This window comes from Sphingomonas sp. 77B (assembly GCF_056497825.1).
The window spans coordinates 2,935,814-2,953,652 of sequence record NZ_JBWMBY010000001.1 but is presented as its reverse complement, the minus strand read 5'-3'; the positions used below and the strand labels follow the sequence as shown (position 1 = coordinate 2,953,652).

Here is a 17,839-nt window from a genome sequence, read left to right as displayed (position 1 = left end):
GGCTGTACGGCCGATGACTGGCGGAGTTCCGCTTGCCCCGCCATCGATGCGAACATATATCGAACAGATGGCGCAACTCGACACCCGTGAGAAGCTGGCGATCCTGGCGGATGCCGCCAAATATGACGCCTCCTGCGCGTCGTCGGGCACGTCGAAACGCAACAGCCGTGACGGGAAGGGGATCGGCTCGACCGAGGGCATGGGCATCTGTCACGCCTATGCGCCCGATGGCCGCTGTATCTCGCTGCTGAAGATTTTGCTGACGAACAGCTGCATCTTCGACTGCCATTATTGCATCAACCGCAAATCGTCGAACGTCCGCCGCGCGCGCTTCACCGCGCAGGAGGTGGTGAACCTGACCCTGGCCTTCTACCGGCGCAATTATATCGAGGGACTGTTCCTCTCCTCGGGCATCATCAAGTCCTCCAACTACACGATGGAGCAGATCGTCGAGGTCGCGCGGTCCCTGCGCGAGGATCATGGCTTTCGCGGCTATATCCATCTGAAGACCATTCCCGATGCCGATCCCGAACTGGTGCGCCTGGCGGGTGTCCATGCCGATCGTGTGTCGATCAATGTCGAGCTGCCCACGGTCGGCGGGCTCCGTCGCCTTGCCCCCGAAAAGGATGCGGGCCGGATCGAAGGCGCGATGGCCGATGTGAAGACCGCGATCGAGGACCGAACCGACGCGGCCAAGAAATACAAGTCCGCTCCCGGCTTTGCGCCTGCGGGCCAGTCGACCCAGATGATCGTCGGGGCGGATGCGGCGACCGACCGCGATATCGTGGGGCGGGCGGCGACCTTGTACGACCGCTTCCGCTTGCGCCGCGTCTATTATTCGGCGTTCAGCCCGATCCCTGACGCCTCCGCCGTGCTGCCGCTGCAACGCCCGCCGCTGATGCGCGAGCATCGGCTGTACCAGTCCGACTGGCTGATGCGCTTCTACGACTATCAGCCGAACGAGGTCGCGGCGGCGGCGGACGAGGCGACGGGGATGCTGCCGCTCGACATCGATCCCAAGCTCGCCTGGGCGCTGAAATTCCGCCAGAACTTCCCGGTCGATGTGAACCGCGCGCCGCGCGAGATGCTGTTGCGCGTGCCCGGGCTGGGCGTGAAGGCCGTCGACCGGATCATCGCCACGCGCAAATGGCGCAAGCTGCGACTGGAGGATGTCGGACGGCTGACCGTCTCGATCGCCAAGCTGCGCCCCTTCCTGATCGCCGAGGACTGGCGCCCGGTGGCGCTGGCCGAGCGGGCGGACCTGAGGCCGCTGGTCAAGCCGAAGACTGAGCAGCTCGAACTCTTTGGATGAGAGTGATTCGCGGGTGAAACGGCCGTCATCTTGCGCCGTTGGACATCGCGAAGGAGACGATCATGGCCACCGCCGACATCTATGCCGATCTGAAGCGCGATCACGACAAGCAGCGCGAGATGCTGAAGGAACTCGCCGAACTGAAGGGCGACGGTGCCAAGCGCAAGAAGCTGTTCGAGGCGTTCCGGATCGAGGTCCAGAGCCACGCCGCCGCCGAGGAAGAGTCGCTCTATGCCACCATGCTGGGCGAACCCGAACTGCGCGACGATGCGCGCCACTCGGTGTCCGAGCATAAGGAGATCGACGATCTGCTCGGCGAGATGATGGACCTCGACTTCGCGTCGGACGAGTGGGAATCCAAATTCTTCCACATGCGCCATCGCTACGAGCATCATATCGACGAGGAAGAGGAAGAGATGTTCCCCGCCGCCGAGAAGGAACTCGACGACGCAACCGAGCAGAAGCTCGCCGACATCTATGAAGAGCGCAAACCGATCGAAGCGAAGGACGCCAAGGCCAACCCGCCCGGCGGCGACGAGCGCGATTGATCGGAACATATCTGATCCTCCCCGGCACGGGGAGGTGGCAGGCCGAAGGTCTGACGGAGGGGGGCTTCCGCGCAGGTCCTATCTGGCCGTACGCCCCCTCCACCATGCTTCGCATGGTCCCCCTCCCCGTGCCGGGGAGGATTGAGACGCCATGCGCATCATAACCCTTCCCGCCCCCGACGACTTCGACGCGTGGCGCGACGCCGCGCGCGGATTGGTCGCTGACAGCGTACCGCCCGACCAGGTCGTGTGGCAGGTCGGCGAGCAGTCCGCCGATCTGTTCGGCGCGATCGCCGATGACACCCCGGCGACCAGCGTGCCCCGCTTCGCCGTGTCCCGCGCCTTCATCGACCTCGCGCGCAGTGTCATCCTGTCCAACGATCCCGAGCGGTTCGCGCTGCTCCACACCGCGCTCGACCGATTGCGCCGCCAGCCCCGGCTGATCGAGGATCAGGCCGATCCGCTGATCCGCCGCCTGGACCGGCTGGCCAAGGCGGTGCGGCGCGACATCCACAAGATGCGCGCCTTTTTACGCTTCCGCGAGACTGAGGATGACGACGGCCCACGCTATGTCGCCTGGTTCGAGCCCGAGCATCACATCGTGCGGGCCAATGCCGCCTTCTTCGTCAATCGCTTTACCACGATGCGCTGGTCGATCCTGACGCCCGAGGTCTCGCTCCACTGGGACGGAAAGACACTCACCGAAGGTCCCGGCGCGACCAAGACGGACGCGCCCGAGGGCGATCCGACCGAGGCGGTGTGGAAGACCTATTATGCCAGCATCTTCAATCCCGCCCGCGTGAAGATCGGCGCGATGCTGAAGGAGATGCCGCGCAAATACTGGAAAAACATGCCGGAAACGGCGTTGGTCTCGGAATTGATCGCAGGCGCGCAAGCGCGGGAGACGGGCATGATCGACACCGCCAAGACGGATGTGCGAACCGGGCGCGGCGGCAATGCGCAGGCGGCCTGGGCCGCGCTGCGCGACGAGGCGATAACCTGCACCCGCTGCCCGCTCCATGCGCCGGCGACCCAGACCGTGTTCGGCGAGGGGCCGGTCGATGCCGCCCTGATGTTCGTCGGCGAACAGCCCGGCGACCAGGAGGATCTGGCGGGCCATCCCTTTGTCGGCCCCGCCGGTCAGGTCTTCGACCGCGCCGTGGCGGAAGCGGGGATCGATCGCGCCACCGCGTACGTCACCAACGCCGTCAAGCATTTCAAATTCGAACCGCGCGGCAAGCGCCGTATCCACAGCTCGCCCAATGCCGGGGAGATTCAGGCGTGCCGATGGTGGGTCGAGCAGGAACGCCTGCTGATCCAACCCCAGGTGACGGTGGCCCTGGGCGCAACGGCGGCACGTTCCCTGTTCGGCAAGGTCATGACGATCGGCCGTGAACGGGGCAAGGCGCTGACCCTGCCCGATGGCGGCACCGCCTTCATCACCGTCCATCCGAGCTATCTGCTGCGCCTGCCCGACCCGGCGGCGAAAGAGGTCGAATATGCGCGGTTCGTCGAGGATCTGAAACTGGCGGCGGAGGCGTTGCCGTCCTGACTGTTGTCGTCCTTTAGTCCCCCCGATATGTCGTGGCGATGCTGTCTCGACTACTCCGCCGACTCCGTCGAAAGGCCCATACCCATTCTCCGGAGAAGCTGGACGAAACAGGCTTGCTGACCAGGCCGGAAGCCCCTGATCTGGTCCGTGTCATGCCCGTCGTCCTGCCGCTGGAATGTCTCGACATGGCATGGCCGGGCCCGATCGTCCGCATCGGCACGCTACCCTTTGCCATGGCGTGGGCGGACTGCGTTGAGGGCAACCAATTCTTTTATGTTACTTTTGAAGAAGCAAAGGCGTGGGACGATGCGGGTATAGACTGGCAGGCGGTCGCCCTTGGCAATCTAACGCGTTTGACCATGCGCCAACCCGCATCTGGCGTGAAGGATGACGAGCATGGATGTCCGTTCGTCAAGATCATGCTGCATCAGGATGCGCTGGGGCCGTCCCGACTATTGGTGCCGAACCTGTTCGACGATGTACTTGGCCCCGATTATCAAGTCGCCATCCCGGAACGGACCTGCGCGATCGCCTTTCGTCGAGACCTGACGCCTGCCCAGGAGGCCGACGTGACGGGTATGATCGACGGCTGCCACCAGCACGGCACCGAACCCATGAGCCCGGCGCGGTTCCACGCGCACGCATTCTGGAATCCTAACATCCGCTAGGTTTTCCAATCAAAGATCGAGCGCAATCGGCATATATCGACGCTAGACGGTGATGACATTGCCTTGAACCAATGTAAGCCCCTCCCCTTCAGGGGAGGGGTTGGGGTGGGGCCTCGCCACAGACCGCACGTTTGCGGAAACGCCCCTCCCCCGGCCCCTCCCCTGAAGGGGGCAACTGTGATGCTCATGAGAGAGCGATAGGCTGTCGCTTTCGGATCATGGCGTTGAGGATGACGAGGAGTTGGCGTGCGACGGCGATAAGGATGGTCTTTGGCGCCTTGCCTTTGGCTCGCATCCTGTCGCGCATAGCGGTGAGGACGGGGATGCGCCGTGAGGCATTGAGGGCGGCGATGTAGAGGGCTTCGCGGACCTTGCGCCGCCCGCCCCAAATGCGCCTGGCGCCGCGCCATGTGCCACTTTCGCGGGCGTGGGGAGCGAGGCCGGCGAGCGAGGCGATCTTTCGACGGCACAGCGTGCCGAGTTCGGGAAGTTCACCGAGCAGGGTTGCCAGGACGGTGGGCCCGATGCCGGGAACAGCCGTCAGCAGCTGGGCCTGTTCGGACAGGGCCCGATCCTGGGCGATGAAGCCTGCGATCTGGCGGTCGAGCTGGGCGATCTGCTGGCTGAGCAGGTCGATCATGGCTTCGATGGCTTGTGCGATTTCGGGTTGGCCTGCGCTGTGGCGATGCAGCTTTTCGGCTTTGCGCATGTCGACCAACTGTCTGCGGCGACGCAGGAAATCGGCCAGGCGTGAACGGGCAGGGCTGAGCGGGATGGTAGCGGGCAGGTTCAGCGCTGCGCCATCTGCGCGAGCACGCGGGCATCGACGCGGTCAGTCTTGGCCAGCGTGCCGGTGGCTCTGGCGAACTCGCGGGCCTGACGCGGATTGACGCGCGAGGGATGGCCGCGTGTCGCCAGCGCGGCGATCAGGTCACCGTCGCAACCACTGGTCGCCTCGAAGACAAGGCGGATGTCGTGGTCGAGCGTGTCGAGCCAGACGGCGATGGCATCCGGTGTATTGGCGATCCGCCCGATCCGGCCCGATGGCAGCTCGCAGATGTCGATGACGGCACGCGAAAGGTCGCAGCCGATAACGGCTTGTGGCATGGTATAGGCTCCTGTCCATGTCGTGCGGGATCAGCAGTCCCAAGCAACTGTTCAGGGTTGTGACCAACGCGGAAGGGACCCTTGCTCCCTATCGGGCTCCAGACCCTCGGGGGGACGGGCTCCCTTCCGCAACATCTTCATACCACCGTCGCATCAGACAGGGGGGTGAGTTCATCTCATGTCATCTTGCTCTAATGGACTGATTGGAGCGCATAATAGGACCATTCGTCCTTTCACGACATCGCGCTTGTCAGAAGGCGAAAGATATCAGCCACTAGCGGCCTTCGTCACATCGTCCTGGGATCAGGCCCGATCCGCCCGTCCGCTTCATCCAGCGCGTCGATGACGGCCATGTCGTCATGATCCAGTGTCAGTTCGGTCGCAGCGAAATTGTCCGCTGAATGCGCCGCATCCGCCGCCTTGGGGATGACCGACAGGCCATGCGCCAGATGCCAGGCCAGCACCGCCTGCGCCGCCGAGCGGCCGTGCTTGTCGGCGATCGCGACGATCTCCGGCGTCTTCAGCAATTCGCCGCCCTGCCCCAGCGGGCTCCAGCTCTGGGTCACGATGCCCTTGGCCTCGTGATACGCGCGCGCCTCGCGCTGCTGGAATCGGGGATGGAGTTCGATCTGGTTGACGGCGGGCACCACGCCGGTCGCCTCGATGATCCGGTCGAGATGCTCGGGCAGGAAGTTGGACACGCCGATCGACTTCGCCTTGCCCGCCTCGCGCAGCGCGATCAGGCTCTGCCATGCCTCGACATAGGCGTCCTCGGCCGGGACCGGCCAGTGGATGAGATACAGGTCCACCGCCTCGACACCCAGCAGCGCCAGGCTCTCGTCCAGCGCCGCTTCGGCATCGCGGTGGCGGTCGTTCCACAGCTTGGTGGTCAGGAAGACATCCGCGTCGCGAAGACCATCGCCTACACCGCGCTCATTGCCATAGATGGCGGCGGTGTCGACCAGCCGGTATCCCGTGTCGAGCCCGCGCCGGACCACGGCGGCCACCTGCGAATCCGGGACTTGATAGGTGCCCAGCCCCAGTCGGGGCAGGCTGCGGCCGTCATTCAGGGTCAGCATCGTCATGGGCCGTCCAACCGGCAGGCCCACCTCCCGGTTCCCGGTGCTGCCTGCGCCCGTCCCGCGATCAGATCGGCTTGCCGTCCCGGCCGATCACGTCGGTGGCATAGGAACAGCCATAGAGCGTCTTGCCCGGATGGCTGGTGACGGTCGACACGGAGCGCGCGATGATGCTGCGCGTGCCGAATTTTTCCTCGCCCTTGGGCAGGACGGTCTCGTCGCTGACGACATGCTGGCCCAGAAACTTGGCCGCGACACCCTGTCCCGACAGGTCGGGCATGGTGTTGGTGACACCGATACGGTCGGCCACCGTCTTCGGATCGGCAATGTCCAGGATCGCGAGCAGTGCATTGGCGCTGAAGGCGATGCGGCGCGTGGTCCAGCCCTCACCGACGCGGATCGGTTGGGGCAGTTCATATTCCTGCAGGAAGGCATTCTTGCCCTCGACCGGCCGCCAGCCGCGCCGCTTCGCCTCTTCGTCCAGCGCCATGGTCAGCGCCCCATAGGTGTCGGTATTCAGCCGACAGTCGATCGCATCGACGACATTGATCGTCGCGGGATCGACCTCGGCATCCGAGGCAGTGGGAAGCGGTGCGGCGGGAAGCGGCGCGGCCGCCAGCCACAACGCAAACAGGGCCTGAACCATCATGCACCCCGTCTATCGCAGGAGAAAATGCCCCGGCAAGTCCCCGCCCGCTGTCCCGAAGCAGGCTGTGGCGGCCGTCCGGTTCCGATTGACCCCCGCCCCCGATCGCGCAAGTCGCTGGTCCCATGGTCGAGCATATTCTTTCCGCGCTGGCGAGCTTCGCCATCTGGGTCATTTCCACCGGCGGCTATCTGGGCATCATGCTGTTGATGGCGATCGAGAGCGCGTGCATTCCGCTGCCTTCCGAGATCATCATGCCGTTCGCGGGCTATCTGGTGTCGACCGGGCAATTCAATCTCTACCTCGCCGCGACAGCGGGGGCGCTGGGATGCAATTTGGGCTCGATCGTCGCCTATGAGATCGGCAAGCGCGGCGGGCGGCCGGTCGCCGAGCGCTGGGGCAAATATCTGCTGATCGGCCCCGGCGAGCTGGACGCCGCCGATCGTTTCTTCGCGCGCTATGGCTCGATCGCGGTGCTGATCGGGCGGTTGCTGCCGGTCATCCGCACCTTCATCGCCTTTCCGGCCGGGGTGGCGCGGATGAAGCTCGTCCCCTTCCACCTCTATACCTTCCTTGGCAGCTGGCCCTTCTGCCTGGTGCTGGCCATTGTCGGGCGCGAGCTGGGCGAGAAGTGGGATTCCGATCCCCGCGTGAAGGCGTTCTTTCACCGCGCCGATCTGGCGATCGGGGTCGTGCTGGTCGTGCTGATCGGCCTTTATATCTGGCACCGGGTGCGCGGGTTAAAGCGCGCGGCACGCTGAACCAGCCACACAGCGAGCGGGATCGCCACCGCCGCCCAGAGGTACAGGCCGTTCCATGTCGTCCATCCCCACCAGTCGGAGGGGATGGTGCGCAGGTCGCCGACCAGGAAGCGCTGCTGCATCACCGCCTGCCACCAGGCCCAGCGGAAGGTCGGCGGCGCGAAGATCTCGGCCGAGGCGATGGTCAGATTGATCGCGATCGATGCCGCCAAGAGCAGCGCCAGCGCCGCCCTCTGCCACAGCGCCCGCGCCATAGCCCAGACCGGCGCCAGCCCCAGCGCCAGCACCCCCGCCATCGGCATGGCGTGACGCGGCCCGGTGGCGTTTCCGCCGTCCCAATAGACATAGGCCGCGTTGACCAGCAGCGCGACGGTAACCACCCCGGCGGCGGTCAGCGCCAGCTCGCGCGTCGTCCTGTTCTCCGCCAGGCTCCAGAGCCCGATCGGCGCCAGCACCAGCACCGGCGCGACCCAGACGATCCCGCGCATCGGCCCGACCAGAATTTCGCGCAGCACCGCGATCCGGGCATGGTCAGGCCGAACAACCCCTGGTTCATCCCCTCGAACCCGACCACGCCCGAATAGCCGATGCGGAACGGCGTCCCGAAGGCGAAGAGATTATAGGCGAACAGCGGTGACAGGCCCACCAGCCCGCCCGCCAGGAACGGCACCAGCGCCTTCGGATCGACACGATGTCGCCAGAGCGCCCAGAGCCCGATGGCCGCTCCGGCCAGTACCGCCTGATACTCGATCACCACCGCCCCGCCGAGCGCCAATCCCGCAACCGCCAGCCATCGCCCGCCTCCCCGCGCCACCGCCGCCAACGCGATGACGAACAGCGCCGCGACGCTCGCATGACCGAGCAGCGTGGTGGAATAGCCCCAGATCGGCGTGCCCAGCGCATAGCCCAGCGCTGCGAACAACGCCGCCCCCGCGCTCCCCGTCAGCCCCAGCGCCAGATCGAACAGCAGCACGGCGGCGATCGCGGTCAGCAGCGCCGATCCGGTGGCGGCGGCCACCCGCGTTCGCAGCTTGAGATAGTCGACGAACCCCGGATCGACCGAGGACAGGACATGATGCTCGGCCCGGTCGCCGGTGACGAAGTCCGTCAGCACCACGGCGGGCAGCGCCATCAGCGTCATGCCCGGCGCCTTGTCCAGATACGCATGCGCGCCGAACTGCGCCTTGTCGATGGTCAGCGGCGCTAACGGATCGATGGTCGCGGTGCCGTTCTCGACCAGGCGGATCGCGGCGAACAGGCGGGTCGCGTTGTTGGGATTGAACTCCCACGATCCGAACCACGCGCAGGATAACCAGACCAGCAGGAACAGCCCCGCCCGAATGCCGCCCAAGCCCTGCCGCTTCGTCATCGGATCCCCCTGGTTCGTGGCGTTGGCGCTACTCGCCCGCATCGCAAGCGACAAGCGCGCGACGACCAAATTCCTCCCCTTACAGGGGAGGAATTGGCTAGGCCCTAGACCATGATGACGTTGCGTTGAACCAAGGCGAGCCCCTCCCCTTCAGGGGAGGGGTTGGGGTGGGGCCTCGCCACGGGCTGCACGCTTGCGGAGGCGCCCCACCCCCGGCCCCTCCCCTGAAGGGGAGGGGTGGGTTAATCTCATGTCATCATGCTCTAATCGGCAGCGAGGTGGTCGACTTGATTTCCGACAGCGCCACGGTGGAGTTGATTTCCTGCACCCCCGGCAGGTTCGACAGCCGTTCGAAGAACAGCCGTTCATAGGATTCGATATCGGCCGCGACGATGCGCAGCATGAAGTCGACCGAGCCCATCAGGACGTGGCATTCCATCACCTCGGGAACCTCGCGGATCGCGGCGGTGAACTCGTCCAGATTGGCGCGGCCATGCGCGTTCAGCTTCACCTGCGCGAAAATCTGCGCCTTCAACCCCACCTTGGCCCGGTCGACCAGCGCGACCCGGCGCTTGATGATGCCCTCCCGCTCCAGCCGGTCGATCCGCCGCCAGCAGGGCGAGGCCGACAGCCCCACGGCCTCCGCGATGGCGGCCGTGGACAGGCTGGCATCTTCCTGCAGCAATGCGAGGATGCGACGTTCCCAGATGTCCAGCTCTTGCGACATTTTATTCCCGAAATAGCGATATAGCGGTCATCTTAACCCAAGAATCACTCTTCACCACCTGAATGGGATCAGTTTCGCCTCTCGTACCGGGCTATGTCTGCGTCAGACAGAATTTCAGGGACACGACCGATGCTTCGCCAAGCCCAAGACCACCAGAGCCTGCCCCCGAAGAGGTGGTGACGTTCCATGACAAGGACAGCGGCGCGAACGGTGTCATCGTACTCCATTCGACCGCGCTGGGTCCGGCGGCGGGCGGGTGCCGGTTGTGGCACTATGCCGACGATCGCGCCGCGACGGTCGATGCGCTGCGGCTGGCCGAGGGCATGGCGCTCAAGAACGCGCTGGCCGACCTGCCCTTTGGCGGCGGCAAGGCCGTCATTCGCCTGCCCCAGGGGTCGTTCGACCGCGCCGCGCTGTTCCGCGCCTTTGGCCGTCAGGTCGCCGAATTGAAGGGCCGCTATGTCACCGCAGAGGATGTCGGGACCAGCGTGACGGACATGGCGGTGGTCGCGACTCGCACCCGCCATGTCGCGGGGCTGCCCGTGTCGGGCCAGAAGCCCGGCGGCGATCCCTCACCCTGGACCGCGCTGGGCGTGGTGCAGGCGATGCGGGTCGCGGTTCGCCAGCGGCTGGGCGCGGAACTGTCCGACGTGACGGTGGGCGTACAGGGGCTGGGCCATGTCGGTTACGCGCTGTGCGAGCTGCTCCACGAACAGGGCGCCAGGCTGATCGTCGCGGAACCGCGCAGCGAGGTCGCCGCGCGCGCCGCCGATCGTTTCGGCGCGATGGTGATGAGCAGCCGGGCGCTGCTGTCTGCCCGTGTCGACGTGCTGGCCCCATGCGCATTGGGCGGGGTGCTGGACGCCGAGACGGTCGCCCAGCTGCGCGCCAGCGTGGTGTGCGGCGCGGCCAACAACCAGCTGGCCAGCGAGGACATGGCCGAGCGACTGGCCGAACGCGACATCCTCTATGCCCCCGACTTCCTGGTCAATGCGGGCGGGATCATCAATGTCGCGGGCGAATATCTGGGCTGGCGCGGCGCGGAGGTCCGGCGGCGGGTCCTGGCGGTCGGGCGGACGATGACTGATGCCCTGACGCTGGCCGACCGGAACGGCATCACCCCCGACGAAGCCGCCCGCGCGATGGCGCTGGAACGGATTGCCCAGGTTCCGCGCGTGCAGGCGGTGGCGGCGTAGTAGGCGGAGGGAGGCTTATCGCCTCCCTTTGTTCGGCAGGAGGGAGATGAGATGGGCGACGAGGTGCGGAGGGCGGCCCCGTCCTCGCGATCTGCCCGCCAAATGCCCCCTACACCGTTCAGCCTGAGCAAAGTCGAAGGCCACGGGCAAAACCTCCGGCCAAGCCCCCCTCCACGGCGATCACCTTAGACCGTGATGACGTTGCATTGAACCAAGGAGAGCCCCTCCCCTTCAGGGGAGGGGTTGGGGTGGGGCCTCGCCACGGGCTGCACGCTTGCGGAGGCGCCCCACCCCCGGCCCCTCCCCTGAAGGGGAGGGGTGAGTTCATCTCATGGCATCATGCTATAGACGCGCCCAGCACCATCGAACGAATCCCGCGCCACCCCGGCGGGCCAGCGTTCGGTCACAAGGATCAAGGATTGCGCGGTTCCTCGTCGCGCTGGCGCTGGGCATTGGCGGCGCGGTTCTCGCGCACGCGTTGCGCGAAGCACCCCGTCGCACCGCCCGCGCCCACCGCCGAGCAGCTGCCGATGCTGTTGACGCCGGTGCCTTCGTTCAACGTGCCGGTCGCGCGCGCGGCCCAGCTTTCATTCTCGGGCGTGACCTGAAGATCGCGCAGTTCCTTGGGAACCCGGAACTGCTCCTCCGCGCCGCGCCGGACGCAGACGACGATCTCATTGCCCTGATTGTCGGTTGGGCAGCGTTCGTTGCCGAACAGCGTCAGCACGCCGTTGACGGGCGCGTTGCGCGAGACCTCGCCCGGCGCTTCGATCTTTTTGGGCGGAATCGCGCCGGGGGCGGCGACCTGCTGCGCAGCCGCAGGCGCAGTCATCGCGAAGGCCGCCAATGCGACGGCGGCCCAGGGGCGGTTTATCATCCTCTCTCTCCCGCTCGTGCCGTTCAGATGCGCTTGGCCGCGGCGATCGCGACCTTGCAGCCTGCCCGGATCAATCCGTACATCACCGGATAGGCGATCGCTTCCTCCGCACCCGCGCCCAACGCATGGTCACGATGCTCCAACTCCTCGGCCTGGAAATCGGCGATAGCCTCCGACAATTCGGGGTCGCTGTCGCCCAACTGGTCGCGCTGTTCCTGGTAATGCTTGTCGATCTCGGTTTCCACCGCTGCGGTGCAGGCCATCGCCGCCTTCGGCCCGATCGCCGCCGTGATCGCGCCCAGCGCGAAACCGGCCTTGTCCCAGAAGGGCTGGAACAGCGTCGGGCGCACGCGCCGCTCGGCGATCATCCGGTCGAAAAAGGCGCGGTGACGCTCTTCCTGCTGGGCCATGTGGTGGATCGCGCGCGAAAAGGGATGCCGATCGCCCAGCACCGCCAGCTGCCCGGCATAAATGCGGGTCGCGCCATATTCCCCGGCCTGATCCACTCGGACCATCGCCTTCATCGGTTCGCGCCGGTCGCCCGGCATCCAGCGAAGCTGGCTCATCGCGCCTTCCTCATCAACAGCAGGATCACCACCGCACCGCCCAGCGAGAAGATCGCATTGAACCCGGCCAGCGAAATTCCGCCCAGGGTCCATTGCGCCACATCGCAACGGATGACCGGCGCCTTCAAAATCGCGTTCAGCCGGTCGGCGGCGCTCCCGCCCGTAAAATTCACCGTCGAGGTGCACGCGGTAAAGCCCTGCCACCAGCCATATTCGACCCCGGCATGGGCGACACCGATCGCTCCCGACACCGCGATCAACAACGCCGCAAGGATGACAAGCGATCCCCGGATGCTGCGCTGGAGCACGAAGAAGGCGATCAGCGCGGGCACCAGCGCGGCATAATGCGGCCAGCGCTGCCAATGGCATATCTCGCAGGGATATAGGCCGCCGAAGAGCTGGCTGCCCCACGCCCCGGCCAGCAGGGCGGCGGGCAGGCCAAAGGCGATCCAGTTCGCCAGGCATTCGTTGCGGGTGCGCGTGACGGCCATGGTCACTTCACCGGCGGCTTGGTGGCGGCGGCGATCTGGGCCGGACCGCCCAGGCGCGCGATGGTCTTCAGCGCATAATAGAGCTGGAAGTCCTCGATCCCCTGCTTCTTCAGCTGCTCGGGCGTCATCGCGAAGCGCGGATCGGTCTTGGTATCCTCTTCCAGGATCGCGTTATCGGCCTTCACCTCGTTGATGAGGTGGCGGCGCAGATCGGCCTCGCGGAAGACGGGGCGCGTCTTGTAATCGGGATCGGAGATTTCGGGCACCTTGATGTCGGGCTCGATCCCGCCCTCCTGCACCGACCGGCCAGACGGGGTGTAGTAGCGCGCGGTGGTCAGGCGCAGCGCCGTCTCCGGCCCCAGCGGCAGCAGCGTCTGGACCGAGCCCTTGCCGAAGCTGCGCTCGCCCATGATGAGCGCGCGGTGATGATCCTGGAGCGCCCCCGCGACGATCTCCGATGCCGAGGCGGTGCCCGAGTTGGTCAGCACGATCACCGGCAGGCCATGCGCGTCGTCGCCGGGCTTGGCGTAATAGCGCTCGATATCCGATTTCTCGCGGCCGCGCTGCGACACGATCTCGCCATGGTCGAGGAAAGCGTCCGACACGGCAATCGCCTGGGTCAGCAGGCCGCCGCCATTGTCGCGCAGGTCGACCACGTACCCCAGCGGCCGGTGGCCCAGCGCCTTGTCGATCGCCATGATCGCCGCGCGCGTGTCGGCGCCGGTATTCTCGGAGAAGGTGTTGATGTTGATATAGCCGACATCGCCGCGCACCTCCCACTTCACCGGGCGCTGGACGATGACCTCGCGGGTCAGGGTCAGCTCGATCGGCTTGTCGCGGCCGGGGCGGACGATGGTCAGCTTGATCTTGGTGCCGGGCTTGCCGCGCATCTGGCCGATCGCCTCGTCCAGCGACTGGCCGTAGATCAGCTTGCCGTCGATATGGGTGATGTAATCGCCCGACTTCACACCCGCGCGGCCCGCAGGCGTATCCTCCTGCGGCGCGATGACCTTGATCGCGCCGTCCTCCATCGAGACGGTCAGGCCCAGGCCGCCATAATTGCCCTCGGTCTGGATCTTCAGATTGTCGAAGTCGAGCGCGTCGACATAGCTGCTATGCGGGTCGAGCGCCGCCAGCATCCCCTGGATCGCACCCTTGATGAGCGTGTCGTCATCGACCTTGTCGACATAATCGGCCTTGATCCGGTTATAGACGTCGAGGAACCGATCGAACTGCCGCACGGTCGAGCTGTCCACCGCCGCCATCGCGGAGGTCGTGATCGGCACCATGGCCAGCGCGCCGACAAGGGCAGTAGCAGTCAGAAGCGGACGTTTCGGCAGCAAGAGTCTTGAGAACGGGCTGGGCATCGAGGGTCCTGGACCAGATAAGCGAACCGCCTGTGTAGCGGGAAGCCGGACGCAATCAAAGCGCAACCGTGCTGAACGGGGGCTGAGTGGGAACCACGATGGGAGAGGGTTTACGGCGATGGCTTACGATGCGGCGCTCCCAAAACACTGGCAAGCCGGGAAGCCGCGCCTCATTCGCCTACGCTGATTGTCCCGCGTACGCGCTTGGCGAAGGCGTGATGTCAGTAGAACTCCTTCAACGTTATCGGGATCGCGCGACCATCACACATCGTTAGCAGGACTGTTTTGCCAACCGGCCCCCAGCTCCATTGTTTCAACGACGCTGGTGCATTTTCCGTGACCCTCGTCCCATCGATCGCGCAGATGCGCTCTCCGGGACGCAGGCCGAGCGCCTCGGCGGGTGAACCTTTCATCACATGGACGATCTGCATCCCGGCATCCGACCACGAGCCCTGAATGCCTGACATCGTCACGGGGTCTGGCGTCGGGGCGGTCGCACGGGGCGACAGCACCATCGCTCTGCGTCCCAGATCCAAGAAGACGTTGAAACGATCCAGCAACTTCATCCCTAGCCGCGCTTCATCGCCGGGAACCAATGGAGCGGGCTCGAACATCACCGGCACTTTGTCGAGCACCTGCCCGCCAAACTGGACACCGTCGACGCGGCCGATATCCGACAGGAGAATATCACCGCTCAATCCAACTGAGGCGATGTCCGTCATGTGAAGAGGCCCATCTGACCTGTCCCAAGCAGTCTTGGTGATCGCCAGGCTGGAGTCGTCTCCCGTATCGATCATGACGGGCGACAGCATGCGCTTGCCGATCTGAATCCTCGTGGAAAAGCCTTCACCTTTGCCGCGCGGTTCCACCGGCATGACGCTGCCCGATGGGCGAGGCGATCCGCTCGACTGAAAGCGGACGCGACGGTGGTCAAAGTCCATCGTAACGGCATACGACGCCAGAAAATCCGCACCGATCGCGGCATCGATCGGTGTGTGTAATGCGGATGACAGCGGCTCCAAATCGGCGATCTCGATCGCGCCCCCGACCTGATGGAAGCCCCCTATCTGCAAGGTTTCCACGGGGGCGATCCCGGTCTGCACCGACTTGCCTGCCATCGCAGTAACGTGACCATAGGACTGATATTTCATGCCGTGGCGCGTTGCCCAACTCGCGTCCAGCGTTGTCTCCGGGGCCCCGGTGTCGAGCACAGCCATAAGCCGGTGACCGTTCAGCACGATCGGGATGATGACGAGGCCATCGTCATCGCCCTCCATATCGATCCACTTGTTCTGTGCTTCGGGATCGATCGAAGCCACGCCACGTCCCGATGGGAGCACCGGGGTGCTCGGTCGCTTTTGAGCGGGAACCGGCATGGCCGTGAGGGTGGCCAGGATAGCCATCAAGCAATAGGCTGAAGTTCGTCCCGGCATTATGTAGCTCCGCTATATCCGCGCCCAATGCTTACGCCCTGAGAGCCTCTTGTCATCTGGCCTCGCGAAATCTTTTGCGGGAAGGGGATAAGGCGAAAGCCCCCCTCACCCCAAAATCGCGGCGATATCCATTGGCCGCCCGTCGCGGCGCAACTCCACCGTGACGCGCGGCTCTACACCGCCGCGCCCCTGCCCCGCACGGCCCAAGACTGCGCCCGCCGCCACCCGCTGGCCGGGCTTGACCGCGATGCCGCCGAGGCCCGTCACCAGGCTGGTCCAGCCCGCGCCGTGGTTGACGATGACGATCCCGCCATAGCCGCGGAACGCCCCCGCATAGCGGACCTCGCCGCCCGCCGGCGCCACGACGGGGGCATAGGGTACCGTCGACAGGGTGATGCCGCGCGCCCGCACGCCCGAATCCGAAATCTCGCCGAAGCCCCCCGCCACCTTGCCCTGCACCGGCAGGCGATAGGTGCCCGGTGCGATGGCCGGTCCCATGACGCCCGCCCCAAGCGGGCGCGAGACGGGGCCGGGCAGCGTCAGGAGCTCGCCCGCGGTCGCCCGCGCTTCCCCCCGTTCGGCCATGCGGTCGACGATGTCGCGCGCCGCCTCGCCCAGCGCCAGCGCGCGGTTAGATTCGTCGATCGCCACCTGCCCCAGCGCCTCGGCCCGGCCGCGATGGCTGGCCTCCAGCCTGGCAAGCGCCTGACGTTCGCCCTCCAGCTTGGTGGTGGTCGTCGCGAGCGCGCGCGCCGCCACCGTCACCTGCGCCCGGACGCGGCGGGTGGCGGCCAGTTCGGCGCGGACGGTCGCCGAACGCTGGGCGATGACGGGGGCGACGGTGGCGAAGACCGCGCGGACATGCGCCAGATCGGCGACCGAGCCGGGTTGCGCCACCGCCGCCACGGGGGGACGCGCGGCCATGCTCTGCATCGCGGCCAGCAGATGCGCGAGCGGCGCCTGCGCCCTGGCCAGCTTCGCCTGTTGCCGCTCCAGCAGCCCGGCGACCAGATCGACGCGGGCGCGGGCCGCCGTCACCTCGGCCTCCGCCGCCGCGACGCGGGCGGCCATGGCGCGTTCTTTCGCCTGGGCAATGGCGGCGGCGTTGCGCTCGGCGCCTGCCTGCTGCTCCAGCGCCTGGGCGCGCGCCTGCGCGGCCGCCGCCCCCGCACGGGCATCGGCCAGACGTCGCTGATCGGCGGCGATGTCGGTCGCGCCCAGCAGCGCCAGGGCCGCCAGCGCCAACACGCCATGCCGCCGCGCCCCGTGACGCAACACCACGCGGTCAGCCTTCGCGGTGATAGGGGTGGTTGGCGAGGATACTGGTCGCGCGGAACAGCTGTTCGGCCAGCATCGCGCGCGCCATCATGTGCGGCCAGGTCGCCCGGCCATAGGAGATGAGCAGGTCGGCGCGCGCCCGATCGGTATCCTCGAACCCGTCCGCCGCGCCGATCATGAAGCGGCACTCGCGCACGCCGTCATCGCGCCAGCGCTCCAGCCGACGCGCGAAATCCATCGAGGACAGGTTCTCGCCCTTCTCGTCCATCAGGACGAGGCGCACCTGCCCCTCCAGCGGCGGGACCTTGCCGCCGGTGTCGGGGAGCTCGGTGACCTTGGTCGGCCAGCCGATCCGCTTGATGTAGCGGTCGACCAGCTCGGCCTCGGGCGAACGGCCGATCCGCCCGCGCGCGACGATATGCAGCAGCACGGGCGGACCTTGCCGGCGTCAGAGGCTGCGGTCGACGGGACTCGCGGGTGGGGTCGGTGCGTCGCCGAACGCCCACATGCGTTCCAGATTGTAGAAGCTGCGAACCTCTGGCCGGAACAGGTGGACGATGACGTCGTTCGCGTCGATCAACACCCAGTCGGCGGTCGGCAGACCCTCGATCCGAACCGAACGGCCGAACTCGGCCTTGATCTTCTCGGCGAGTTTCATCGCCATCGAGGCGACCTGCCGGGTCGAGCGACCGCTGGCGATCACCATGAAATCGGCAATCGACGATTTGCCCGCGAGCGGGATCGAGATAGTCTCCACCGCCTGGTCGTCATCCAGCGACGCGAGGATCAGGCGATGCAGCGCCTCCACCTCGGCGGGATCGGACGGACGCGGCGATTGCGGGGAAGTGGCCAAGTGAGCTCC

At 66.2% G+C, this 17,839-nt stretch carries 21 protein-coding genes; 6 read left to right on the top strand and 15 right to left on the bottom strand.

Annotated elements, in window-relative coordinates; translation table 11 throughout:
* Positions 1–67 precede the first annotated feature (67 nt).
* The 4 genes from AC1GI4_RS13805 (at position 68) to AC1GI4_RS13790 (ending at position 4,080) form a co-directional block, all read left to right on the top strand.
* Positions 68–1,312, top strand: coding sequence for a putative DNA modification/repair radical SAM protein (locus tag AC1GI4_RS13805; RefSeq protein WP_294275876.1), 1,245 nt, complete (start codon positions 68–70; stop codon positions 1,310–1,312).
* Between the two features lie 62 nt (positions 1,313–1,374).
* Positions 1,375–1,860 carry a hemerythrin domain-containing protein gene (locus AC1GI4_RS13800; protein ID WP_332753448.1) on the top strand — a complete coding sequence of 162 codons (486 nt, stop codon included), beginning with the start codon at positions 1,375–1,377 and terminating at the stop codon, positions 1,858–1,860.
* A gap of 151 nt (positions 1,861–2,011) precedes the next feature.
* Positions 2,012–3,412, top strand: a complete 1,401-nt coding sequence (locus AC1GI4_RS13795) for a UdgX family uracil-DNA binding protein (protein WP_479629889.1) — start codon at positions 2,012–2,014, stop codon at positions 3,410–3,412.
* A 152-nt stretch (positions 3,413–3,564) separates the two neighbouring features.
* Positions 3,565–4,080: a hypothetical protein gene (locus tag AC1GI4_RS13790; protein ID WP_479629888.1), complete on the top strand. Its 516-nt coding sequence runs from the start codon at positions 3,565–3,567 to the stop codon at positions 4,078–4,080.
* A gap of 184 nt (positions 4,081–4,264) precedes the next feature.
* Here AC1GI4_RS13790 and AC1GI4_RS13785 read toward each other — a convergent pair whose 3' ends face one another.
* From AC1GI4_RS13785 to AC1GI4_RS13770, 4 genes are all read right to left on the bottom strand, one after another.
* The gene (locus AC1GI4_RS13785; RefSeq protein ID WP_479629886.1) at positions 4,265–4,789 is read right to left on the bottom strand and encodes a transposase; all 525 of its coding nucleotides are present in this window, start codon (positions 4,787–4,789) and stop codon (positions 4,265–4,267) included.
* Positions 4,790–4,869: 80 nt separating this feature from the next.
* Positions 4,870–5,187 carry an IS110 family transposase gene (locus AC1GI4_RS13780; protein WP_479629885.1) on the bottom strand — a complete coding sequence of 106 codons (318 nt, stop codon included), beginning with the start codon at positions 5,185–5,187 and terminating at the stop codon, positions 4,870–4,872.
* 287 nt (positions 5,188–5,474) lie between these two features.
* The gene (locus tag AC1GI4_RS13775; RefSeq protein WP_479629884.1) at positions 5,475–6,272 is read right to left on the bottom strand and encodes an aldo/keto reductase; all 798 of its coding nucleotides are present in this window, start codon (positions 6,270–6,272) and stop codon (positions 5,475–5,477) included.
* Positions 6,273–6,333: 61 nt separating this feature from the next.
* Positions 6,334–6,915, bottom strand: a complete 582-nt coding sequence (locus AC1GI4_RS13770) for a hypothetical protein (RefSeq protein ID WP_479629883.1) — start codon at positions 6,913–6,915, stop codon at positions 6,334–6,336.
* Between the two features lie 122 nt (positions 6,916–7,037).
* Between AC1GI4_RS13770 and AC1GI4_RS13765 the strand changes: the two genes are divergently transcribed.
* Positions 7,038–7,673, top strand: coding sequence for a DedA family protein (locus tag AC1GI4_RS13765; RefSeq protein ID WP_294275488.1), 636 nt, complete (start codon positions 7,038–7,040; stop codon positions 7,671–7,673).
* On the opposite strand, the gene AC1GI4_RS13760 is transcribed toward AC1GI4_RS13765, so the two are convergent.
* The 3 genes from AC1GI4_RS13760 to AC1GI4_RS13750 form a co-directional block, all read right to left on the bottom strand.
* Positions 7,628–8,161: a hypothetical protein gene (locus tag AC1GI4_RS13760; protein ID WP_479629882.1), complete on the bottom strand. Its 534-nt coding sequence runs from the start codon at positions 8,159–8,161 to the stop codon at positions 7,628–7,630. The two genes, AC1GI4_RS13765 and AC1GI4_RS13760, sit on opposite strands and share 46 nt — an antisense overlap.
* Positions 8,065–9,042, bottom strand: coding sequence for a hypothetical protein (locus tag AC1GI4_RS13755; protein ID WP_479629881.1), 978 nt, complete (start codon positions 9,040–9,042; stop codon positions 8,065–8,067). Before AC1GI4_RS13755 ends, AC1GI4_RS13760 begins: the two co-directional genes overlap by 97 nt.
* Positions 9,043–9,298: 256 nt before the next feature.
* A complete protein-coding gene (locus AC1GI4_RS13750; RefSeq protein ID WP_433908851.1) occupies positions 9,299–9,769 on the bottom strand; it encodes an Lrp/AsnC family transcriptional regulator in 471 nt (156 codons plus the stop codon).
* A 176-nt stretch (positions 9,770–9,945) separates the two neighbouring features.
* On the opposite strand from AC1GI4_RS13750, the gene AC1GI4_RS13745 reads away from it, so the two are divergent.
* Positions 9,946–10,965 (top strand): Glu/Leu/Phe/Val family dehydrogenase, encoded by a 1,020-nt coding sequence (locus AC1GI4_RS13745; RefSeq protein WP_479629880.1) that lies wholly within the window; start codon positions 9,946–9,948, stop codon positions 10,963–10,965.
* Between the two features lie 412 nt (positions 10,966–11,377).
* On the opposite strand, the gene AC1GI4_RS13740 is transcribed toward AC1GI4_RS13745, so the two are convergent.
* From AC1GI4_RS13740 to rsfS, 8 genes are all read right to left on the bottom strand, one after another.
* Positions 11,378–11,842: a hypothetical protein gene (locus AC1GI4_RS13740; RefSeq protein WP_479629879.1), complete on the bottom strand. Its 465-nt coding sequence runs from the start codon at positions 11,840–11,842 to the stop codon at positions 11,378–11,380.
* 23 nt (positions 11,843–11,865) lie between these two features.
* Positions 11,866–12,408: a demethoxyubiquinone hydroxylase family protein gene (locus AC1GI4_RS13735; protein ID WP_479629878.1), complete on the bottom strand. Its 543-nt coding sequence runs from the start codon at positions 12,406–12,408 to the stop codon at positions 11,866–11,868.
* Positions 12,405–12,899, bottom strand: coding sequence for a disulfide bond formation protein B (locus tag AC1GI4_RS13730; RefSeq protein WP_479629877.1), 495 nt, complete (start codon positions 12,897–12,899; stop codon positions 12,405–12,407). Before AC1GI4_RS13730 ends, AC1GI4_RS13735 begins: the two co-directional genes overlap by 4 nt.
* 2 nt (positions 12,900–12,901) lie before the next feature.
* Positions 12,902–14,266, bottom strand: coding sequence for a S41 family peptidase (locus tag AC1GI4_RS13725; RefSeq protein ID WP_479629876.1), 1,365 nt, complete (start codon positions 14,264–14,266; stop codon positions 12,902–12,904).
* A gap of 221 nt (positions 14,267–14,487) precedes the next feature.
* On the bottom strand, positions 14,488–15,585 hold the full coding sequence (locus AC1GI4_RS13720) for a retropepsin-like aspartic protease (protein WP_479629875.1): 1,098 nt from the start codon (positions 15,583–15,585) through the stop codon (positions 14,488–14,490).
* Positions 15,586–15,804: 219 nt separating this feature from the next.
* Complete coding sequence (locus AC1GI4_RS13715) at positions 15,805–16,980, bottom strand: murein hydrolase activator EnvC family protein (RefSeq protein ID WP_479629874.1); 1,176 nt, start codon at positions 16,978–16,980, stop codon at positions 15,805–15,807.
* Between the two features lie 4 nt (positions 16,981–16,984).
* Positions 16,985–17,407, bottom strand: coding sequence for a 23S rRNA (pseudouridine(1915)-N(3))-methyltransferase RlmH (locus AC1GI4_RS13710; RefSeq protein ID WP_479629873.1), 423 nt, complete (start codon positions 17,405–17,407; stop codon positions 16,985–16,987).
* 18 nt (positions 17,408–17,425) lie between these two features.
* A complete protein-coding gene (gene rsfS, locus AC1GI4_RS13705) occupies positions 17,426–17,830 on the bottom strand; it encodes a ribosome silencing factor (RefSeq protein ID WP_433908861.1) in 405 nt (134 codons plus the stop codon).
* Positions 17,831–17,839: the final 9 nt, after the last annotated feature.